General features: G+C 72.1%; 12 protein-coding genes. 1 reads left to right on the top strand and 11 read right to left on the bottom strand.

What is annotated here, in order from left to right; all coding sequences use genetic code 11:
• Positions 1 to 346: 346 nt before the first annotated feature.
• The 11 genes from ACFY5C_RS32020 to ACFY5C_RS31970 form a co-directional block, all read right to left on the bottom strand.
• Entirely contained in the window at positions 347 to 1,294 is a 948-nt protein-coding gene (locus ACFY5C_RS32020) for an SMP-30/gluconolactonase/LRE family protein (RefSeq protein ID WP_389450788.1), read from the bottom strand.
• Entirely contained in the window at positions 1,291 to 1,923 is a 633-nt protein-coding gene (locus ACFY5C_RS32015) for a bifunctional 4-hydroxy-2-oxoglutarate aldolase/2-dehydro-3-deoxy-phosphogluconate aldolase (RefSeq protein ID WP_389450785.1), read from the bottom strand. Before ACFY5C_RS32015 ends, ACFY5C_RS32020 begins: the two co-directional genes overlap by 4 nt.
• Positions 1,914 to 2,771: a hypothetical protein gene (locus ACFY5C_RS32010; protein ID WP_389450782.1), complete on the bottom strand. Its 858-nt coding sequence runs from the start codon at positions 2,769 to 2,771 to the stop codon at positions 1,914 to 1,916. Before ACFY5C_RS32010 ends, ACFY5C_RS32015 begins: the two co-directional genes overlap by 10 nt.
• Complete coding sequence (dgoD, locus tag ACFY5C_RS32005) at positions 2,765 to 3,910, bottom strand: galactonate dehydratase (protein WP_389450779.1); 1,146 nt, start codon at positions 3,908 to 3,910, stop codon at positions 2,765 to 2,767. Before dgoD ends, ACFY5C_RS32010 begins: the two co-directional genes overlap by 7 nt.
• Positions 3,907 to 4,647: a FadR/GntR family transcriptional regulator gene (locus ACFY5C_RS32000; RefSeq protein ID WP_389450777.1), complete on the bottom strand. Its 741-nt coding sequence runs from the start codon at positions 4,645 to 4,647 to the stop codon at positions 3,907 to 3,909. The genes dgoD and ACFY5C_RS32000 overlap by 4 nt, the downstream gene beginning before the upstream one ends.
• A 40-nt stretch (positions 4,648 to 4,687) precedes the next feature.
• On the bottom strand, positions 4,688 to 5,437 hold the full coding sequence (locus ACFY5C_RS31995) for an SDR family NAD(P)-dependent oxidoreductase (RefSeq protein WP_389450774.1): 750 nt from the start codon (positions 5,435 to 5,437) through the stop codon (positions 4,688 to 4,690).
• A 76-nt stretch (positions 5,438 to 5,513) separates the two neighbouring features.
• A complete protein-coding gene (locus tag ACFY5C_RS31990) occupies positions 5,514 to 7,586 on the bottom strand; it encodes an alpha-galactosidase (protein ID WP_389450771.1) in 2,073 nt (690 codons plus the stop codon).
• Positions 7,583 to 8,476 carry a carbohydrate ABC transporter permease gene (locus tag ACFY5C_RS31985; protein ID WP_389450768.1) on the bottom strand — a complete coding sequence of 298 codons (894 nt, stop codon included), beginning with the start codon at positions 8,474 to 8,476 and terminating at the stop codon, positions 7,583 to 7,585. Before ACFY5C_RS31985 ends, ACFY5C_RS31990 begins: the two co-directional genes overlap by 4 nt.
• Positions 8,476 to 9,411, bottom strand: coding sequence for a carbohydrate ABC transporter permease (locus ACFY5C_RS31980; RefSeq protein WP_389450766.1), 936 nt, complete (start codon positions 9,409 to 9,411; stop codon positions 8,476 to 8,478). Before ACFY5C_RS31980 ends, ACFY5C_RS31985 begins: the two co-directional genes overlap by 1 nt.
• 1 nt (position 9,412) lies before the next feature.
• Positions 9,413 to 10,699 (bottom strand): ABC transporter substrate-binding protein, encoded by a 1,287-nt coding sequence (locus ACFY5C_RS31975; protein WP_389450763.1) that lies wholly within the window; start codon positions 10,697 to 10,699, stop codon positions 9,413 to 9,415.
• Between the two features lie 76 nt (positions 10,700 to 10,775).
• A complete protein-coding gene (locus ACFY5C_RS31970; RefSeq protein WP_389450760.1) occupies positions 10,776 to 12,884 on the bottom strand; it encodes a glycoside hydrolase family 27 protein in 2,109 nt (702 codons plus the stop codon).
• Positions 12,885 to 13,169: 285 nt separating this feature from the next.
• Here ACFY5C_RS31970 and ACFY5C_RS31965 point away from each other — a divergent pair, with 285 nt between their 5' ends.
• Positions 13,170 to 17,258 (top strand): discoidin domain-containing protein, encoded by a 4,089-nt coding sequence (locus ACFY5C_RS31965; RefSeq protein WP_389450757.1) that lies wholly within the window; start codon positions 13,170 to 13,172, stop codon positions 17,256 to 17,258.
• The last annotated feature ends 76 nt before the right edge of the window (positions 17,259 to 17,334 follow it).

Raw genomic sequence — 17,334 nt, 5'->3', positions numbered from 1 at the left:
CCGAATGGCAGCCCGCCGGCCAAGCCGGATGCGTCCGCAGCCGCGGTGCCGGATGCCCCTACGACCGCCGTACCGCACGACGGCCCGACAGGCACCCCGGATGCCTCGGCGACTACGGCAGCGGACAGCAGAACAGCAGCCGTCGCGGACGCCTCGGCAATTGAGGTCACGGATGCCCCCAGCGCTCCCACACCAAATGGCGGCCCGCCGGCCAAGCCGGATGCGTCCGCAGCCGCGGTGCCGGATGCCCGTACGGCCGCCATGCGGCACGACGGCCCGACAGGCCCGGATGTCTCCGCGGCTGCAGCAGCGGCAGCTGATGCCGTACCCGACGGCCGCGCGGCGGTCACGGTTGGTCTCCGGCGGCGGTGGGCGTCGGGGGATCGCCGGCGGTGGTCGGGCTGGTCCGATCCCAGGTGGTCGCAGCATGCCGGGCGATGTCCAGCCGAACCGCGGGCGTCGGCGTGCCCGGCACGACCACGCGGGCGGTGAACAGGGCCCCGTCGTGCGGGCCCGGTGCTGCCAGGCCCACGTGGGCAGTTGTGATGTGCAGAACGTCGTGGGCGAGGCACAGCCCGGCCGGCTGCAGTGCAGGCAACCGCAGCGTGCGGTCGAGCGTGCCGTCGGGGAGATGGCGGCGGACGGTGCCGGTGCCCCAGACGGCGATCCACACGGCGCCCTCCACGTCGACAACCATGCCGTCGGGGCTGCCCTCACCGACGGTCACGAACTCCTGCGGTGCGCCGAGAGCCGCAGTGACGGGGTCCACGGAATAGCGCCGGACCACGCCTCGAGCGCTGTCGGCCAGATACATGACGCCGCCGTCCGGCGTGAACGCCGGGCCGTTGGGCACGGTGATGCCCTCCAGTACCCGTACGACCGTGCCGTCCCGGTCGAGGCGGTACAGCGAACCGGCCCCCTCCTCGGCGTCGTAGGCCATGCTGCCGGCCCAGAAGCGGCCGAACGCGTCGGCGACGGCGTCGTTCATGCGCATCCGGGGCCGGGCGGTGTCCTCCGGCCGGGCCAGCCAGGCGAGCTTGCCGTCGGGGTGGAGAAGGCAGATGCCGGTGCCCGCGGCCGCGACCCAGGTGTCGGAGTGACCGGCAAGCGGTGCCACGGCGCCCAGCGGGACCGGGAGTTGGGCCACCGTGCGCAGGGGTGCCGTGGGGTCGTCCGGGGCCGAAAGGAGGCGGCCGGCGAGGATGTCGACGAGGACGACGTCGGAGCCGGTCCAGCGGATGCCCTCGCCCAGTTCGAGGCGGTCCGGTCGGGTGGGGCGGAGCCCCGCGGTCATCGCGCGGCTCCGTCCACGACCTTGCGGAAGGCGCGGGCGCGCTCCCTGAGGGCGGTGATGCTGCCGCCGTCGGCCGCGTCGCCGACGAGGGGGGAGCCGACGCCGACCGCGATGGCCCCGGCCGCGAGGCAGGCACGGGCGACGTCCTCGTCGACTCCGCCCACCGGGACGAACGCGGCGTCGGGGAACGGGCCGCGCAGGGCCTTCAGATAGGCCGCTCCCCCGGCCTGGGCGACCGGGAAGACCTTCAGCGCGGCCACTCCCATGGCCCGGGCCGCGATGATCTCGGTCGGGGTCAGCACGCCGGCCAGGACCGGCATGCCCAGCTCCTGCGCCGCGCGGACGCCGTCGCCGAGTCCGGGCGTGACGGCGAAGTCGGCTCCGGCGCTGTGCGCGGCGCGGGCGTCCGCGGCGGTAAGGACGGTGCCGGCGCCGAGGGGGCGCCCCGGGCCGAGCGTGGTCCGGGCGCGTTCGATGACGGAGAGGGCGTCCGGGGCGGCGAGGGAGACCTCGATGAGTTCGACGCCCTCCTCGGCCAGGGCCAGCACGGTACGCAGGGCGGCATCGGGGTCGCCGCCCCGCACTATCGCGACCAGGCGGTGGGTGGCCAGCGCGGCGGTCAGGTCCACGGACGGTGCTCCTTCGGTGCGGGGGTCGAGGGGCAGCGGCAGGCCCCGGCGAGCTTGAGACGCCAGCGGACCTCGCCGGACGCCGGTACCCGCGCGGCGTCGTCGGGGCCCGCGTCGGCGAGATCGAAGACGCGGCCGAGCATGGGCTCCACTCCCGTGCTCCGGTACGGGTGCGGCTGGGGGTGGCCGGCGAGGTTGCGCCACAGGGCGGTCGACACGGGCTGTCCGTCCGCCACCAGCTCCAGGGCGAGCCGGTCGCGGTCGTCGTGGACGCAGCAGCGTGCCGAGTCGACGACCGCCCCGACCGCGGTGCCGTCGTCGGGGCCGAGCCGGTCGAGAGGAAGTCCGTGGGGCGCGGGCCAGCTGCCGGTGATCCAGGGTGCCGCGGCGGGCCAGGTCCGGGCCAGGAGCGGGGCGGCCTCGGGGAACAGGCGGGTGGCCGCGCCGGCCGGCATGCGCAGGGTGGCGTGCGGAGAGAGGTCGAGCAGGGCATGCGCGGCCCAGAGGAAGCGGAAGCCCGGCCGAGCGGTGAGGGTGTAGTCGACCTGGGTGCCGTCGGGCGTGTCGCGGATGGACCGTGCGAGGGCGAAGGACTCGCACTCGACGTGTTCGGTGTCGCCGGTGCGGGTCCAGGGGCGTGACCAGGCGTCGCCGTGGTCGGGGAGGCCGCGGACGGTGGGGATGCACTCCTCCAGCCCGCCCGCGTCCACGAACGCATCACCCGGTACGACCTTGTCCCGTTCCGGCGCCGAACGGTGCCAGAGCCATTCACGGCCCGCCGAACGCAGAGACGTCCAGCGGCCGCCGTGCGCGGGGTCGGTGGTGATGACCGGCACGGCCGTCACCATTCGGCGAACGAGCCGTCGGCGTGCCGCCAGACGGGGTTGCGCCAGGCGTGCGGGCTGCGGTCGGCCGCGCGTACGGCCGCCTCGTCGATGGTGATGCCCAGTCCCGGGGCGTCGTTCAGCGGTGCGTGGCCGGCCACGAAACGGAACGGCGCGGGGTCCGCGAGGTAGGACAGCAGGTCGGCGTCCTTGTTGTAGTGGATGCCGCGGCTCTGTTCCTGGATCAGGAAGTTGGGGGTGGCGAAGGCGACTTGGAGGCTGGCGGCCAGCGCGATCGGGCCGAGTGGGCAGTGCGGGGCGAGCTGGGCGCCGTAGGTGTCGGCGAGGGAGGCGATGCGGTGGACCTCGGAGATGCCGCCGGCGTGCGACAGGTCGGGCTGGGCGACGGCGATGCCCGCGGTGAGGGCGGGCAGGAACTCGGCGCGGGAGTAGAGGCGTTCACCGGTGGCGACGGGGATCGGGGTCGCGGCGACCAGGCCGGGCAGGAGATGGCCGTGTTCGGGGACGACGGGTTCCTCGACGAACAGCGGGTGCAGCGGGGCGAGTTCGGCCAGGACCCGGCGGGCGCTCGCGGCGCTGAAGCGGCCGTGGAAGTCGACGGCGACGTCGCGGTCGGGGCCGAGTGCCTCGCGGGCGGCGGCCACACGGGCGACGACGGCCGCGGTCTCGGCCGCGGTGCCGATCGGCGAGGTGGCGCCGGCGCCGTTCATCTTGACCGCGGTGAAACCGGCCTCGACCTGGGCGGCTATCTGTTCGGTGAGCTCGGCGGGTTCGTCGCCGCCGACCCAGGCGTAGACGCGGACGCGGTCGCGCACGGGGCCGCCCAGCAGGGCGTGCACGGGGGCACCGTAGGTCTTGCCTGCGATGTCCCACAGGGCCTGGTCGAGCCCGGCGACGGCGCTGGACAGGACGGGGCCGCCGCGGTAGAAGCCGCCCTTGGTGAGGACCTGCCAGTGGTCCTGGATGCGCAGCGGGTCCTGGCCGACGAGGTACTCGGCGAGGACGTCCACCGCGGCGCGGACCACCTCGGCCCGGCCCTCGACGACGGGTTCGCCCCAGCCGACCACGCCGTCGTCGGTCTCGATCCGGCAGAACAGCCAGCGCGGCGGGACCAGGAAGGTTTCTATGCGGGTGATCTTCACTTGCCGCCGGTGCCTTTCGTGTCGTCGGGTCCGTCGATCCGGTCCAGGTCGCGCCCCGCCTGGACGAGCAGGGCGCGCATCGCCGTCTCGGCGGCCTGCGGGTCCTGGTCACGTACGGCGTCCAGGACCGCGCGGTGTGCCGGCACGGGGTCCTCGCTGTGCGGGTGGCTGTGCACGATGCGGTCGCGGTGGGCGAGGCCGGGCTCGATGACCATCTCCATGCGCTGGAGCAGCTCGTTGTGGGTGGCGCTGAGCAGGGCGCGGTGAAAGGCGAGGTCGGCGTCCACGGCCTGCCCCGGGTCGGAGCCCTGCTCGCCCATCGCCTCCAGCGCCGCGTCCAGGGCCGCCAGGTCGGCGTCGGTACGGCGTTCGGCGGCGAGGCGCACGGCGGCCGGTTCGACGATGGCGCGTACCTCGGCGAGGTCGGCCAGCAGCGTCCGGTCGGCGTCGGTGGCGAGGTCGGCGCCCTCGAACTGCCAGCGCAGCACGTCGGCGTCGAGGAGGTTCCAGTCGGCGCGGGCTCTGACGAAGGTGCCGCGTTTCTGGCGGGCGTCAACCATCCCCTTGGCGGCAAGGACTTTCAGGGACTCGCGCAGGGCGGTGAGACTGACGTCCAACTCGCTCTGCAGCGCCACCAGGTCGAGTGTGGCTCCCTCGGGAATCCTGCCGCCCAGGATGCGGCGGGCGAGGGCCTCCACTGTCTGGCCGTGCACGCCGCGGCGGGCGTAGGGCGTCATGTCGTACAGCCTTTCTGCTGGGGAGTGGGGACGGCGGCGGTCATGCGGACGCCTTCACGACGCTCCAGCCGCCGTCCACGACGAGGCTCGTGCCGGTGATGTAGGCGGCTTCGTCGGCGCTCAGGAAGGCGATGGCGGCGGCCACCTCCTCGGGGGTGCCGAAGCGTCGGGCGGCCGTCTCGGCGACGCTGCGCTCGCGGTCCTCGGGCGGCACCCGGTCCCAGGCCGCGGTCAGGATGGGACCCGGCAGGACGGCGTTGACGCGGACGTCGGGCCCGTACTCGACGGCGAGCTGACCGCACAGGGACAGCAGCGCGCCTTTGGACGCGGCGTAGGCGGGGTGGCCGGGAATGCCCACGCGGGCGTGCACGGACGAGGTCAGCACGGCCGCCCCGCGCCGGGCCCGCAGATCGGGCAGCACCGCCCGGAAGCCGAGGAAGCTCGCGGTGAGATTGACGGAGAGCTGCCGCTGCCAGGACTCCAGGGTCATCTCGTGGGCCGGGACGACGTCGACGGTGTAGGCGTTGGTGACGAGCACGTCCACGGGTCCGAAGCCGTGGGCGGCGGCCACGATCCGCTGCCAGTCGTCCTCCGCCGCCACGTCGGCCCGCACGAACCGGGCCCTGCCGCCGTCCTTCGTGATCCGTTCGGCGACCGCCGTGCCGCGTTCCTGCGACACGTCGGCGAGGACGACGGCGGCTCCCTCAGCCGCGAGGCGTGCGGCGGTGGCGGCGCCGATTCCGGAGGCCGCACCGGTGACGACGGCCGTGCGGCCGGTGAAGCGGTCCATCGTGGGTCGACTCCTTCGTGAGCGTGTCGCGCGTGCTCCGTGAGCGGGGACAGGCCGTGCGGGAAACATATGCGGCTCACTGACGTGTCAGTACCACGAGGTCCGCGTCGTGCTCGGCACTCCAGGCGAAGGGCAGCCCGTAGTGCAGCAGATGGGCGCCGCTGTACGTCGTCCGGGTGGCGGTGTCCCGATAGCGTGCCGTCGGCTCCAGTGCCCGCAGCCGGAGCCGGTCGGGGCGGCCGGGTACGAGGGGCGAACCGTCGAGCCGCCCCGTGCTGAGCGCGGCGACGACCGTGCGCTCCCCCGCGTCGTACTGCACCCCGCAGGTGGTGTCGGCCGGAGAGCCGAGCAGCCGGGCCTCACCGTGGTGGACGACCTCGCGCAGATCCTTGTAGCGGGCGATCCACCGCGCCGCCTCGGCCCGCTGCTCGCTCGTCCATGCGCGCAGGTCAGCGCCGATGCCCAGGACCCCGCACATGGCGTTCACGAAGCGGAAGGCGAGGCTGCGCGGGCGCGGGTCGAAGACGCCGGGCGCGTCGGTGACCCAGGAGCCCATGACGTGCGGGGCGTGGGCGTGCAGGAAGCCGTACTGGATGGAGAGCCGGTCCAGCGGGGCGGTGTTGTCGCTGGGCCAGACGACGTCGGTGCGGGCCAGGGTGGCGTGTTCGACGCGGGCGCCGCCGCCCGCGCAGCCCTCGACGGTGACGTGAGGGTGGGTGGTGCGCAGGTGGTCGAGGACGCGCAGGTAGCCGTGGACGTGCTCGGCGTCCAGGTCGAGGCGGTCGGCGGGCCCGGCGCCGGGGCGGCCGCGTTCGGTGGGCGGGCGGTTCGTGTCCCACTTCAGATAACTGATGTCGTACGTGCCCAGGAGCCGGTCCAGGGTGCCGATCACGAAGTCCTGGACGTCGGTGCGGCCCAGGTCGAGCAGGAGTTGGTTGCGGATCAGGCGGGTCGGCCGGCCGTCGATGCGGTAGAGCCAGTCGGGGTGTTCGGTGTGCAGGCGGCTGCCGGGGCTGACCGCCTCGGGCTCGACCCACAGGCCGAAGTCGAGGCCCAGGCCGCGCACCTCGTCGACGAACCCGTCGAAGCCCTGCGGGAAGGCGGCCGGGTCCGGGTACCAGTCGCCGAGCCCGCCGGTGTCGTCGCTGCGGCCGGTGAACCACCCGTCGTCGACGACGAACAGTTCGGCCCCGATGTCCGCCGCCGCCTTCGCCAGCTCGAGCTGTCCGGCGGCGTCGACGTCGAAGCCGGTGGCCTCCCAGGAGTTGTAGAGGACCTTGCGGGGGCGGTGCAGCCGGTCGCCCGCGAGGTGGCGTTCGTAGCGGTGCCAGATGCGGGACAACCCGTCAAGTCCGTCGGGGCTGAAGGCGCAGGCGAGCCGGGGAGTGACGAGGGTGTCTCCGGGCGCGAGGAGGATCGCGCCTTCGTGGGGGACCCGCCCGGCGCGCACACGCACCGAACCGCCCGGTTCGGCCTCGGCGGTGATGTGCCAGTTGCCCGGCCATTCGAGCGCGATGCCGTACGTGGCCTGCGCGTCCCCGTCCTGCACGGCGAGCGAGGGCGCGTACGCGTGTCCGGGCGCGCCCTGGAGGCTGCCCATGGTGAACGTCCCTCTGGGCAGGTCGAGTTGGGTGCGCTGGAACTCCTGCGACCACTGGCCGGTGAGGTAGGTGAGCCGGGCCGCGTCCGTCACCGGGATGTTCACGGCTGCGGAGTCGAACCGCTCCAGTCGCAGTTCCTCCCTGCCGGTGTGCTCGGTCCAGCGGAGGATCACGTCCGTGCCCGGCACGGTCTCGTAGCACAGGACGGTGCGCAGGCCGAGCGCCTCGTCGGTGAAGGCGAGCCGCAGCGACCCCTCCCCTTCCTCCGCTCCCTCGAAGTCCCACCACACGCCTCGCTCCTCGCCCGGGCGTGCCGCGATGAGGTCGGCGCCGGTGAACGGCCGTAGTCCGTGCGGCAGATACTCGGCGGGGGCCGCGTCGGCGGGCGTGATGAAGTGGGTACGCCGGGACCGGTCGAGGGCGGAAGGGCCGTGCTCGACGCCGAGCGGGCCCCAGGCGTCGAGTTCGGCCCACGGGCCCTGCGCAGAGATGCGGACGGTGTAGCTGGTGTGCTCGGTGCGCAGGGTCCAGCGCCGGTGCGAGGTCACTTCACCGCTCCCAGGTTGAGTCCGGCCACGAAGTGCCGCTGGAACCGCAGGAACACGGCGACCGTGGGCGCGGCGGCGATGACGGAGCCGGCCGCGATCACGTTCCACATCGACACGTATTGGCCCTGGAGTCCGATGAGGGCGGCGGTGATCGGCATCTTGGTGTCGCTGCGCAGCACGGTGATGGCCCACAGCAGGTCGTTGAAGATCCACGTGAACGACAGGGCGCTCAGCGCGGCGAGGGCGGGCCGGGTCAGCGGGAGGATGATCCGCCAGAAGATCTGCCAGGGGCCGGCGCCGTCGACGACCGCGGCCTGCTGGATCTCGGCCGGTATCGCCCGCATGAAGCCGTGCAGGACGAAGACGTAGAAGCCGACACCGAAGCCGATCTGCACGCCGATGAGCGCGGTCAGGGTGTCGTGGACACCCATCAGCTCGCTCAGCTTGGACACCGGGATGAGCAGGATCTGCGGCGGGAGCAGGTTGCCGCCGAGCATGAGAAGCAACAGGGAGCGGCGCAGGGGCAGTTCGTAGCGGCTGAGGGCGAACGCGGCCATGGCCGCCAGGGCCAGGGTCACCAGGACGCACGGGACGGTCACGAGCAGGCTGTTGATCAGGGCGCGTTGCTGGCCGCCGTCGACCCAGGCAAGCCGGAAGTTGTCGAGAGTGAAGGAGTGGGGCCAACTGCCCAGGCCGTGCGCGGCGATGTCGTCGAAGGAGCGCAGGCTGGTCACCAGGACCAGGGCGATGGGCAGCAGCCACAGCACCGCGAGCGCACCGGCGCCGAGGTGAAATCCGGCGGTGGCGGTACGGCGGCGGCGCAGCGCCGCGGACCCGGCGGAGGTGCGCGTGGGCGAGGTACGGGTGGCGTCGGTACGGGTGGTCGCCATCAGTCGGCCTCCCGGAATGCGCGCACGAGGTAGGAGGCGATGACGCCGAACGCCAGCAGGAAGATGACGACGGCCAGGGCGGAGCCGTATCCGAGGCGCAGGGACTGGAAGGCGGTCGAGTACATGTAGGTGCTCAGCAGTTCGGACGAGTGGTAGGGGCCGCCACGGGTCAGCGACCACACGACGTCGAAGGAGCGCAGCGAGTCGATGATGATGACGGACACGACGACCGCGTTGACGCTGCGCAGTTGGGGCAGGGTGACATGCCGGAGGCGCTGCCAGGCGCTCGCGCCGTCGACCTTGGCGGCCTCGTACAGCGCCGGGTCGATGCCCTTGAGCCCGGCGAGGTAGAGGACCATCACGTAGCCGATCTGCCGCCACAGTGCGGGCACGATGACCGCGTACAGCGCGGTGTCCTGGTCGGCGAGCCAGGCGTGCCGCAGGCTGCCGAGGCCCACTGACTCGAGGAGTTGGTTGAGTACGCCGTCGGGCTGGTAGATGGCCTGCCAGACCAGGGCGGTGGCGACCAGGGAGAACACGACGGGCAGGAAGAGGGCTGCGCGGTAGAAGCCGATGCCGCGCCGCTCCTGCTGGAGCAGCAGGGCGGCGGCGAGTCCCAGCAGGGCGGAGAGGCCGCCGAACAGCACCAGCCACAGCACGGTGTGCCCGACCGCGCCGCGGAAGACGTCGTCGCCCGCCATCTCCCGGAAGTTGTCCAGGCCGACGAACTTCGGCGCCGACACGCCGTCCCAGCTGGTCAGGGCGAGGTAGAAGCCCTGCAGTGCGGGCCAGAACACCCACACCGCCTCGGCGAGCAGCGGGACGAGGACGAAGGCGACCACCATGGGGGATGTGCGCCTCGGTCCCCGGCCCCGGCCGCCACGGGACGGCGCCGGGACCGGGAGCTTGCGGTGGGGGGCGGTCAGGACGGCCATGTCAGGCGTTCCAGATCTTCGAGGCTTCACGCTGCCAGTCGGTGAGGATGCTCCCGATCTCCTTGGGCCTGGCGAGGAACTTGGTCAGTGCGGTGTCGGCGGTGGGCTGGAGGGCGTCGCTGGAGTCGCGGTTGAAGAACTGGGTGATCTCGGCCGCCTCCTCTATGTGCTTACGGCCCTTCTTCACCAGCGCGGTGCCGGCGTCGGCGGCGTCGGGGTGGCAGGGCAGGGCCGTGCCGGACGATCCCTTGATGTAGATCTCCTGCGCCTCGGCCGTGGCGAGGTAGCCGAGCAGGTCGAGCACCCCGTCGCGGCGGCCGGTGCGGGCGCTGGCGAAGTAGCCGTCGGTGGGGGCCTCTTCGGCGAGCGGGACCTTCGCGTCGATGACCGGGAAGCGGAAGAAGTCGATGTCGTCGAGGGCGTCCTTGGGTGCCGCGTCGGCGAAGAAGGTGCCGATCAGCATCATGCCGCTGCGGCCGTTCAGCAGGGCGGTCGTGGCGTCCTGGAAGGCGCCGGCCGTGCCGTTCGGGTCGAAGTACGGCAGCACTTCCTGCCAGCGGTCGAAGACCTTGCGGACCTCGGGGTCGTCGAACCGGTGCTGTCCGGCGAGCAGTTGGCGGTGGTACTCGGCTCCGTTGATGCGGATGTCGAGGTAGTCGAACCAGGCGGAGGCCACCCAGGCGGTGTTGCCGCCGGCACCCAGCCCGATCGGGGCGACGCCCTGGCTCTTGAGCTTGTCGCACAGGTCGAGGAAGTCGTCCCAGGTCTTCGGCTCGCTCACGCCCCACTTGGCGAAGTTGGACTTCCGGTAGAACATGCCCCACCAGTAGTAGGTGGTGGGCACGAAGACCTTCTTGCCGGAGCCGGCGGTGCACAGCGAGTTCAGTGCCTTGGAGTAGCGCCCCAGGTCGGGCGAGTCCCAGAGTTCGCCCAGGTCGAGCAGCAGGTCCTTCTTCGCGTAGGCGTCCGCCACCGAGCCCGGGTACCAGGTGTAGACGTCCGGCGGGTTGGCGGAGGTCAGATACGTCGGCAACTGCGTGCGGAACGTCTCCGCGGCGACCGTGTTCAGGCTGACGCTCCCGGCGTCCTTCTTGCCGTAGGCGGCGACGATGTCCTCCATCGCCGCCTTGGCCTGCGGTGCGGACAGGTTGGACTGGAGGGTGACCGCGCCCGTGGACGAGGACTTCGAGGAGGAGGTGGACGTGACACAGCCGCTGAGCAGCGAGGCCGTCCCGGCGGCGCCGAGTCCGGCGAGGAAGCGCCGTGGGCTGGGCTGGGGGTTGGTCATGGAGGGCTCCCTGTGGGTCCGCGCGGCGGATCCAGGTTCGCGTGGCGCTTCCACCACGTCAAGATTAATTACTAATTTATTTGAACTGGGTCCGGTGGACGTACCCGTCGACCCCGCGGAACACGGCGTCGACCGCGCCGCCCTCCCCCGCGACCGCCCCGAGCGAGCCCTCGAAGGCCGCGCCGGGGAACTCCTCCCGCTTCGACCAGTCCTGCCACGCGGCACCGTCGTAGCGGCGCTGCCAGAGCGTGTAGTCACCGGCCCGCGCGTACAGCACCACGGCATCCCCCACGGCGACGAGCGTCGGACTGCCGCTCACGGTCCCGCCGAGCGAGCTCCACTGCGACCACTCCCCCGAGGCGTCCCGCACCCGTGTCCACACGTCGTCCGCCGAGGTCCGCACGGCGACATGGACCCGCCCCCGCGCGTCGACGACGGCGGACGGCCTGCCGTATGTCGGCCGGTCGCCCGGCGCACCGAGCGACGACCAGCCGGAGGACGGCCCTCGTTGCACGATCCGCCCGTCCGCGCCGCGCGCGACGAGCGTCCAGTGCGCGGGGTCGGTGAACGCCACCGACGGCGCGTCGGTCACCCGTCCGCCCAGGCTCTGCCAGCCGACCCAGCGCCCGTCGGCGAACACCCGGCGGTACACACGGGAGTCGGCGCCGCGCACGAACACGTCGATACGGCCGCCGGAGGACGCGTAGGCGGCGGGCTGACCGAGGATCCCGGCCCCGGCCGGGCCTCCGAGGTCCCTCGTACGCGCTGGGCCGTCGCCGTTCGTGGACGCCGTGTGCTGCACGAGGTTCCCGCGCGGTCCGCGGTAGAAAGTGGTCAGCGTGTGGCCGTCGCGCACCACGGCAGGGCTCGCGGTGGCCTTCTCGCCCAGGCCGGTGCCTGGCAGGTCGTCCTCCCCGGTCAGCTTCAGGAACGCGGTGCCGTGGGCGGGGACCTCGACGGTGTACGACCCGGTGTGCGTGCCGCGATCGGCGCGCGCCCGCAGGTCACGTACCTCGACCGCGCCGCCCAGCGCCGCGTCGGCGAAGTTCACGGTGCGCTGGACCGGCTGGTCGGAGCGGTTGAGGAGAACGACCGCGCGCCGGCCGTGCCCCGAGAGGACCTTGCTGTAGACGTCGCCCACGGAGTCGGTGGCCACGCGGACGCCCTGTACGGCGAGCGGGTCCTGGTTCACGGCGATGATCTCGGGGTTGCGCAGGGTCTTGATCATCGACTCGGACAGCGTGCGCGGGTCGGAGCCGAGGACGAGCGGCGAGCCCATCTCGGCCCACATCACGAACTGGGTGGTGGACTCCTCCTGCGTCAGCTCGTACGACCCGTCGCTCATGCGACGCATCGGGATGAGGTAGTCGGGGTCGTTGTAGTGACCGGGCCCCTGAGCCTCGGGGTGCCAGGCGTTGGCGTCCATGTTGCGCAGCACGTTGGGCCACTGGCCCGGGCTCGGCGTGCCCCAGGCGATGTCGGTCCCGGTGCGCCAGGAGTCCGCGATGGTCGGGGCGTAGGCGTAGGTGTTGTGCGCGTCCTGCTCGGGCGTGTGCGGCAGGCCCCAGTCGTCGGTGAGCGGGTTGCACAGGTTGAGCAGCATCCTGCGGCCGGACTTGGCGACGGCGTCGCTGAACTCCTTGAACGCGGGCCCGGGATCGAGCTTCGCGCCGATTCCGCACAGGAAGTCGACCTTGATCGCGTCGACCTTCCAGTCGGCGAACTGCCGTGCGTCCTGGTCGTAGTGGCCGCGGCTGCCGAGCCCGCAGGTCTTGCCGCCGTCGTAGGCGCCGGCGTCGGTGTAGATGCCCGCTTTCAGTCCGCGCCGGTGGAGGTAGGAGACCAGGGCCGGGATGCCGGACGGGAAGCGGTCGGGGTGGGCCGTCAACCGCCCCTGCGCGTCACGGGGGTTGTCGGCCTGCCAGCCGCCGTCCAGCCACACGATGTCGTAGCCGCTGTCGCGCAGCCCGCTGCTGACGAGCTTGTCGGCGACGGCCCGGACCTCCTTCTCGGTGGGCGCGCCGAGCCCGTAGTAGGTGTTCCAGCCCATGTACGGCGTGGGGGCGAGACCGCTGTCGTAGTAGTCGGGCGCGCCCTGGTCCACGGTGGTGTGCGCGGTGGCGGTGGGGGCCGCCGACGCGGTCAGGACCACGGAGATCGCGGTCGCGAGAGCGAGTGAAGTCACGTGCCTCTCCCGGAGGTTGGGAAACAGGAGGAGGTGTGACGCGGGCCGCGCCGGAGGCCGGGGCCGTCGGCGTCACGGCGATGACTGTGGCGCGCGGCCGGAACCCTGTCAATATTAATTACTAATTTAAAGAAACACGGATTCGGCCGTGCTGGAAGTCTTGACGGGCTCACGCCCGCGGTGCAGGGTTTGGCAACGTTGTCAGCCGCCGCTCGACAACGTTGTCACAACCCTGCTTACAGGTCGCCTCGTTCACCGGACATCCCTGATCGGAGCCCTTGTCCCATGCCGGATCAGCCTTCTGTGCCGTCCCGCCGTGCCGTACTCACCGCCGGGTCCACCCTCCTCGCGGGCTTCGGGATCGGCATGAGCCTGCCGCCCGGCGCCGCCGCGGCCGGAACCGGCCAACCGCGCCAAGCTCCCACCCGAGGCGAACTCGCCGCGTACCGACCGGTGTCGGTCTCCTCCACCGACTATGCCCCCACGCCGGCCGAGTTCGCGGTGGACGGCCTCGACGGCGTGGGGGTGCGTGGGACGGGCTGGCGTGCCGCAGGCGGTGACCCGCAGTGGATCTGCGTCGATCTCCAGGCGCTGTGCGAGGTGGAGTCGATGCGGCTCACCTTCGAGGCGACGGTGGACGATCCGCCCTACGTCGACGCGCCCGGGGGCAATCCGCGGGACAACACCACCGGACAGGAGATCCTGTCCAGCTGCGCGGTCGGCTTCGTGATCGAGACCTCGCGCGACCGCGACTCGTGGACGTCCGTGTACCGCACCGAGTCCGGCCGGGGCGGCGTCGTGGAGATCGCGCTGCCCCGGCCGGTCAGCGCGCGGTGGGTGCGCATGACCGTCCACAAGCGCTCCAACGCCAACCCTCTGGGCCTCAACGGCCTCCAGGTGTACGGCACGTGCGGCGAGCGCCGCCCGGACGCCACCGGCTGGACGGACTGGGGCGTCCGGCACCGCACGCCTGAGGCGCTGAAGGTCGCCGCGGACGGCACCGTACCGCTGGAGTCCGGCTGGGACCTGACGATGGACGACTGGGCCGGCGGGGAGGGCACCGACCTGTCGGAGCCGTCGGTGGACACCAGCCGCTGGCTGCCGGCCACCGTGCCCGGCACCGTGCTGTCCTCCCTGGTGGACCAGGGACATCTGCCCGACCCGGTCGCCGGGTTCAACAACCTCCACGTACCGGAGGCTCTCTCCCGGCACGCCTGGTGGTACAGACGTGAGTTCCGCCTGCCCAAGGGACTGCGCACCGGCATCGGGCGCCGCGTCTGGCTGGAGTTCGACGGCGTCAACCACGAGGCCGAGGTGTGGCTCGACGGCAGCCGGCTCGGCACCGTCGTGTTCCCCTTCGCGCGCGCCGCCTTTGACGTCACGAAGTTCCTGACCGGCGGCGGTGATCACGCCCTGGCCGTGCGGATCAAGCCCATGCCGTACCCGGGCAGCCCCGGCGACAAGGGTCCGGCCGGTCTGGCGTTCGTGGACGCCGGGGCGAACATGATGAACCGCAACTCGCCGACGTATCTGGCCGCTTCGGGCTGGGACTGGATGCCGGCGGTGCGCGACCGGGCCGCCGGGATCTGGAACCACGTCCGGCTCCGCTCGACGGGAGCGGCCGTCATCGGCGACCCGCGCGTGGACACCCGGCTGCCCGACCTGCCCGACACCGGCACGGCCGAGCTGACCGTGGTGGTCCCGGTGCGCAACGCGGACTCCGCCGCCCGGAGCGTCACCGTCTCCGCCGCCTTCGACGACGTACGGCTGACCCGGACGGTCACGGTTCCCGCGGGCGAGACTGCCGACGTCACCTTCAGCCCGGCCGATCACCCGCAACTGCGCGTCCGCAAGCCGAAGTTGTGGTGGCCCAACGGCTACGGTGAGCCCGCCCTGCACCGCCTGACCCTCACCGCCTCGGTCGCGGGCGAGGTCAGTGACCGGCGCACGACCCGGTTCGGCATCCGCCAGTTCGGCTACGAGTACGACGTCCCGCTCACCTTCCAGTCCGGCGGCGACGCCTACGCACAGACCGTCGACTTCGCCCGGCAGAAGGCACGTCACGTGCGGATCCTGTGCCACACCCGGGCCACCGAGTGGGGCGCGTCGATGTGGAACCTGTCGGTCGTGGACAGCACGTCGCCCGGCACCGACCTGGCCCTGCACAAGCCTGCTACGTCGTCGTCCGTGGACGACCCTGCCCATCGGCCCGGGAACGTGACGGACGGCGATCCGAAGACGCGCTGGTCGTCCGAGTTCGAGGACGAGCAGTGGATCGAGGTGGACCTCGGGGCCGCCGTGTCCTTCGACCGCGTGGTCGTCACATGGGAGCAGGCGTACGCGAAGACGTACACCGTCCAGGTCTCCGACGACGGCACCGACTGGCGGGATGCCTCGGCCGTCGACAACACCGCTGCTCCGCTCCCCTTCCGCACCGCGGGCGCGGCGGCCCTTCAGAACGTGGAGTTCGAGGCGCGGATCGCGCGCCACGTCCGGGTGCTGTGCCACAGCCGGGCGACGAGCTGGGGCGCGTCGATGTGGAACCTGTCGGTCGTGAACAGCTCCTCCCCCGGCACTGACCTGGCGCTGCGCAAGGCGGCCACCGCGTCCTCGGAGGAGGGCGTGGGGGGCAGAGCGGCCAACGCCGTGGACGGCGATCCGGGCACCCGCTGGTCCTCGGCGTACGAGGACGAGCAGTCGATCCAGGTCGACCTGGGCGAGCGGGTGACGTTCGACCGCGTGGTCATCCTGTGGGAGCAGGCGTACGCGAAGAAGTACACCGTCCAGGTGTCCGACGACGGCGAGGACTGGACGGACGTGAAGTCCGTCGACAACTCGACCGTGCCGCTCAAGATCAGCGTCAACGGAGTACGGGTGTTCTGCCGGGGCGGCAACTGGGGCTGGGACGAGCTGCTGCGGCGGATGCCCGCCGAGCGGATGGACGCGGCCGTGCGGATGCACCGCGACATGAACTTCACCATGATCAGGAACTGGCTCGGGTCCAGCAACCGCGAGGAGTTCTACGCCAGTTGCGACGAGCACGGCCTGCTGGTCTGGAACGACTTCCCCAACGCCTGGGCCATGGACCCGCCCGACCACGAGGCCTTCCTGAGCCTGGCGCAGGACACCGTGCGCCGCTACCGCAACCACCCCAGCATCGTCGTGTGGTGCGGCGCCAACGAGGGCAACCCTCCCGGCCCGGTCGACGACGGCATGCGCGCCGCGGTCCGCGCGGAGGCGCCCGACCTGCTGTACCAGAACAACTCGGCGGGCGGCATCGTCTCCGGCGGCGGCCCGTACGGCTGGGTCGAACCGCAGCGCTACTCCTCCGCGACCACCTACGGCAGCGGCAGCTTCGGCTTCCACACCGAGATCGGCATGCCGGTGCTGCCGACCGCGCAGACCATGCGCCGGCTCGTGGGCGACGAGCCGGAGTGGCCCGTCAAGGGCGCCTGGTACTACCACGACTGGAGCACCCGCGGAAACCAGGCACCGCAGAACTACCGGGCGGCCATCGAGGCGAGGCTCGGCGAGGCGAAGGACCTCGACGACTTCTGCCGCAAGGCGCAGTTCGTCAACTACGAGAACTTCCGGGCCATGTTCGAGGCGTGGAACGGCCGGCTGTGGGACGACGCGAGCGGGCTGATGCTGTGGATGTCCCATCCCGCCTGGTACAGCACGGTGTGGCAGACGTACGACTACGACTTCGACGTCAACGGTGCCTACTACGGGGTCCGCAAGGCGAGCGAGGCCGTGCATGTGCAGGCCGATCCGGTGAGCGGGGAGGTGATCGCGGTCAACCACACCCCGCGCCGTATCTCGGGTGCGACGCTCTCGGCGCGCCGCTACGACCTCTCCGGACGTCGTCTCGGCGCCGAGCAGCGCGCGACCGTGGACGTCGCCGCCTCGTCGACCGCGCCGGCGTTCACCGCGAGCCGTGCGGACGACCAGCCCGGCCTCCATCTGCTGCGGCTGCGCCTGGTGGACGCGCGCGGGGAGCTGCTGGCCGAGAACACCTACTGGCGGTACCGCGAGGCCGGCGACATGCGCGCCCTGAACCAGGTCGCGCGGACGAGGGTGTCGGTGGAGATCACCGACACGGACCACTCGGGCGACCGCCACGGCCTCACCGCCCGCATACGCAATCGCGGCACGACGGTCGCGGCGATGGTGCGGCTCTCCCTGCTCGACGCCGGGTCCGGTCACCGGGTCCTGCCCACGCTGTACGGCGACAACTACCTCTGGCTGCTCCCCGGCGAGTCCCGCACCGTCACGCTGTCCTGGCCGGCCGCTTCCCTCGCCTCCGGCAGGCCGGCCGTACGGCTGGAGGGCTACAACGTGCCGACGACGACCGTGGGCCGGGCCCGCACGTGAGGTCGGAGCGCCATTCAGAAACGGCATCGCTGAATCCGATGAAAAGGATGCGTTGGACGTCAGAATCAGGCAGGAG

It is taken from the genome of Streptomyces sp. NPDC012935, from assembly GCF_042900345.1.
GTDB lineage: Bacteria > Actinomycetota > Actinomycetes > Streptomycetales > Streptomycetaceae > Streptomyces.
Note: the sequence above shows the minus strand (reverse complement) of the source record. Positions and strands in the feature narration are given on the sequence as shown.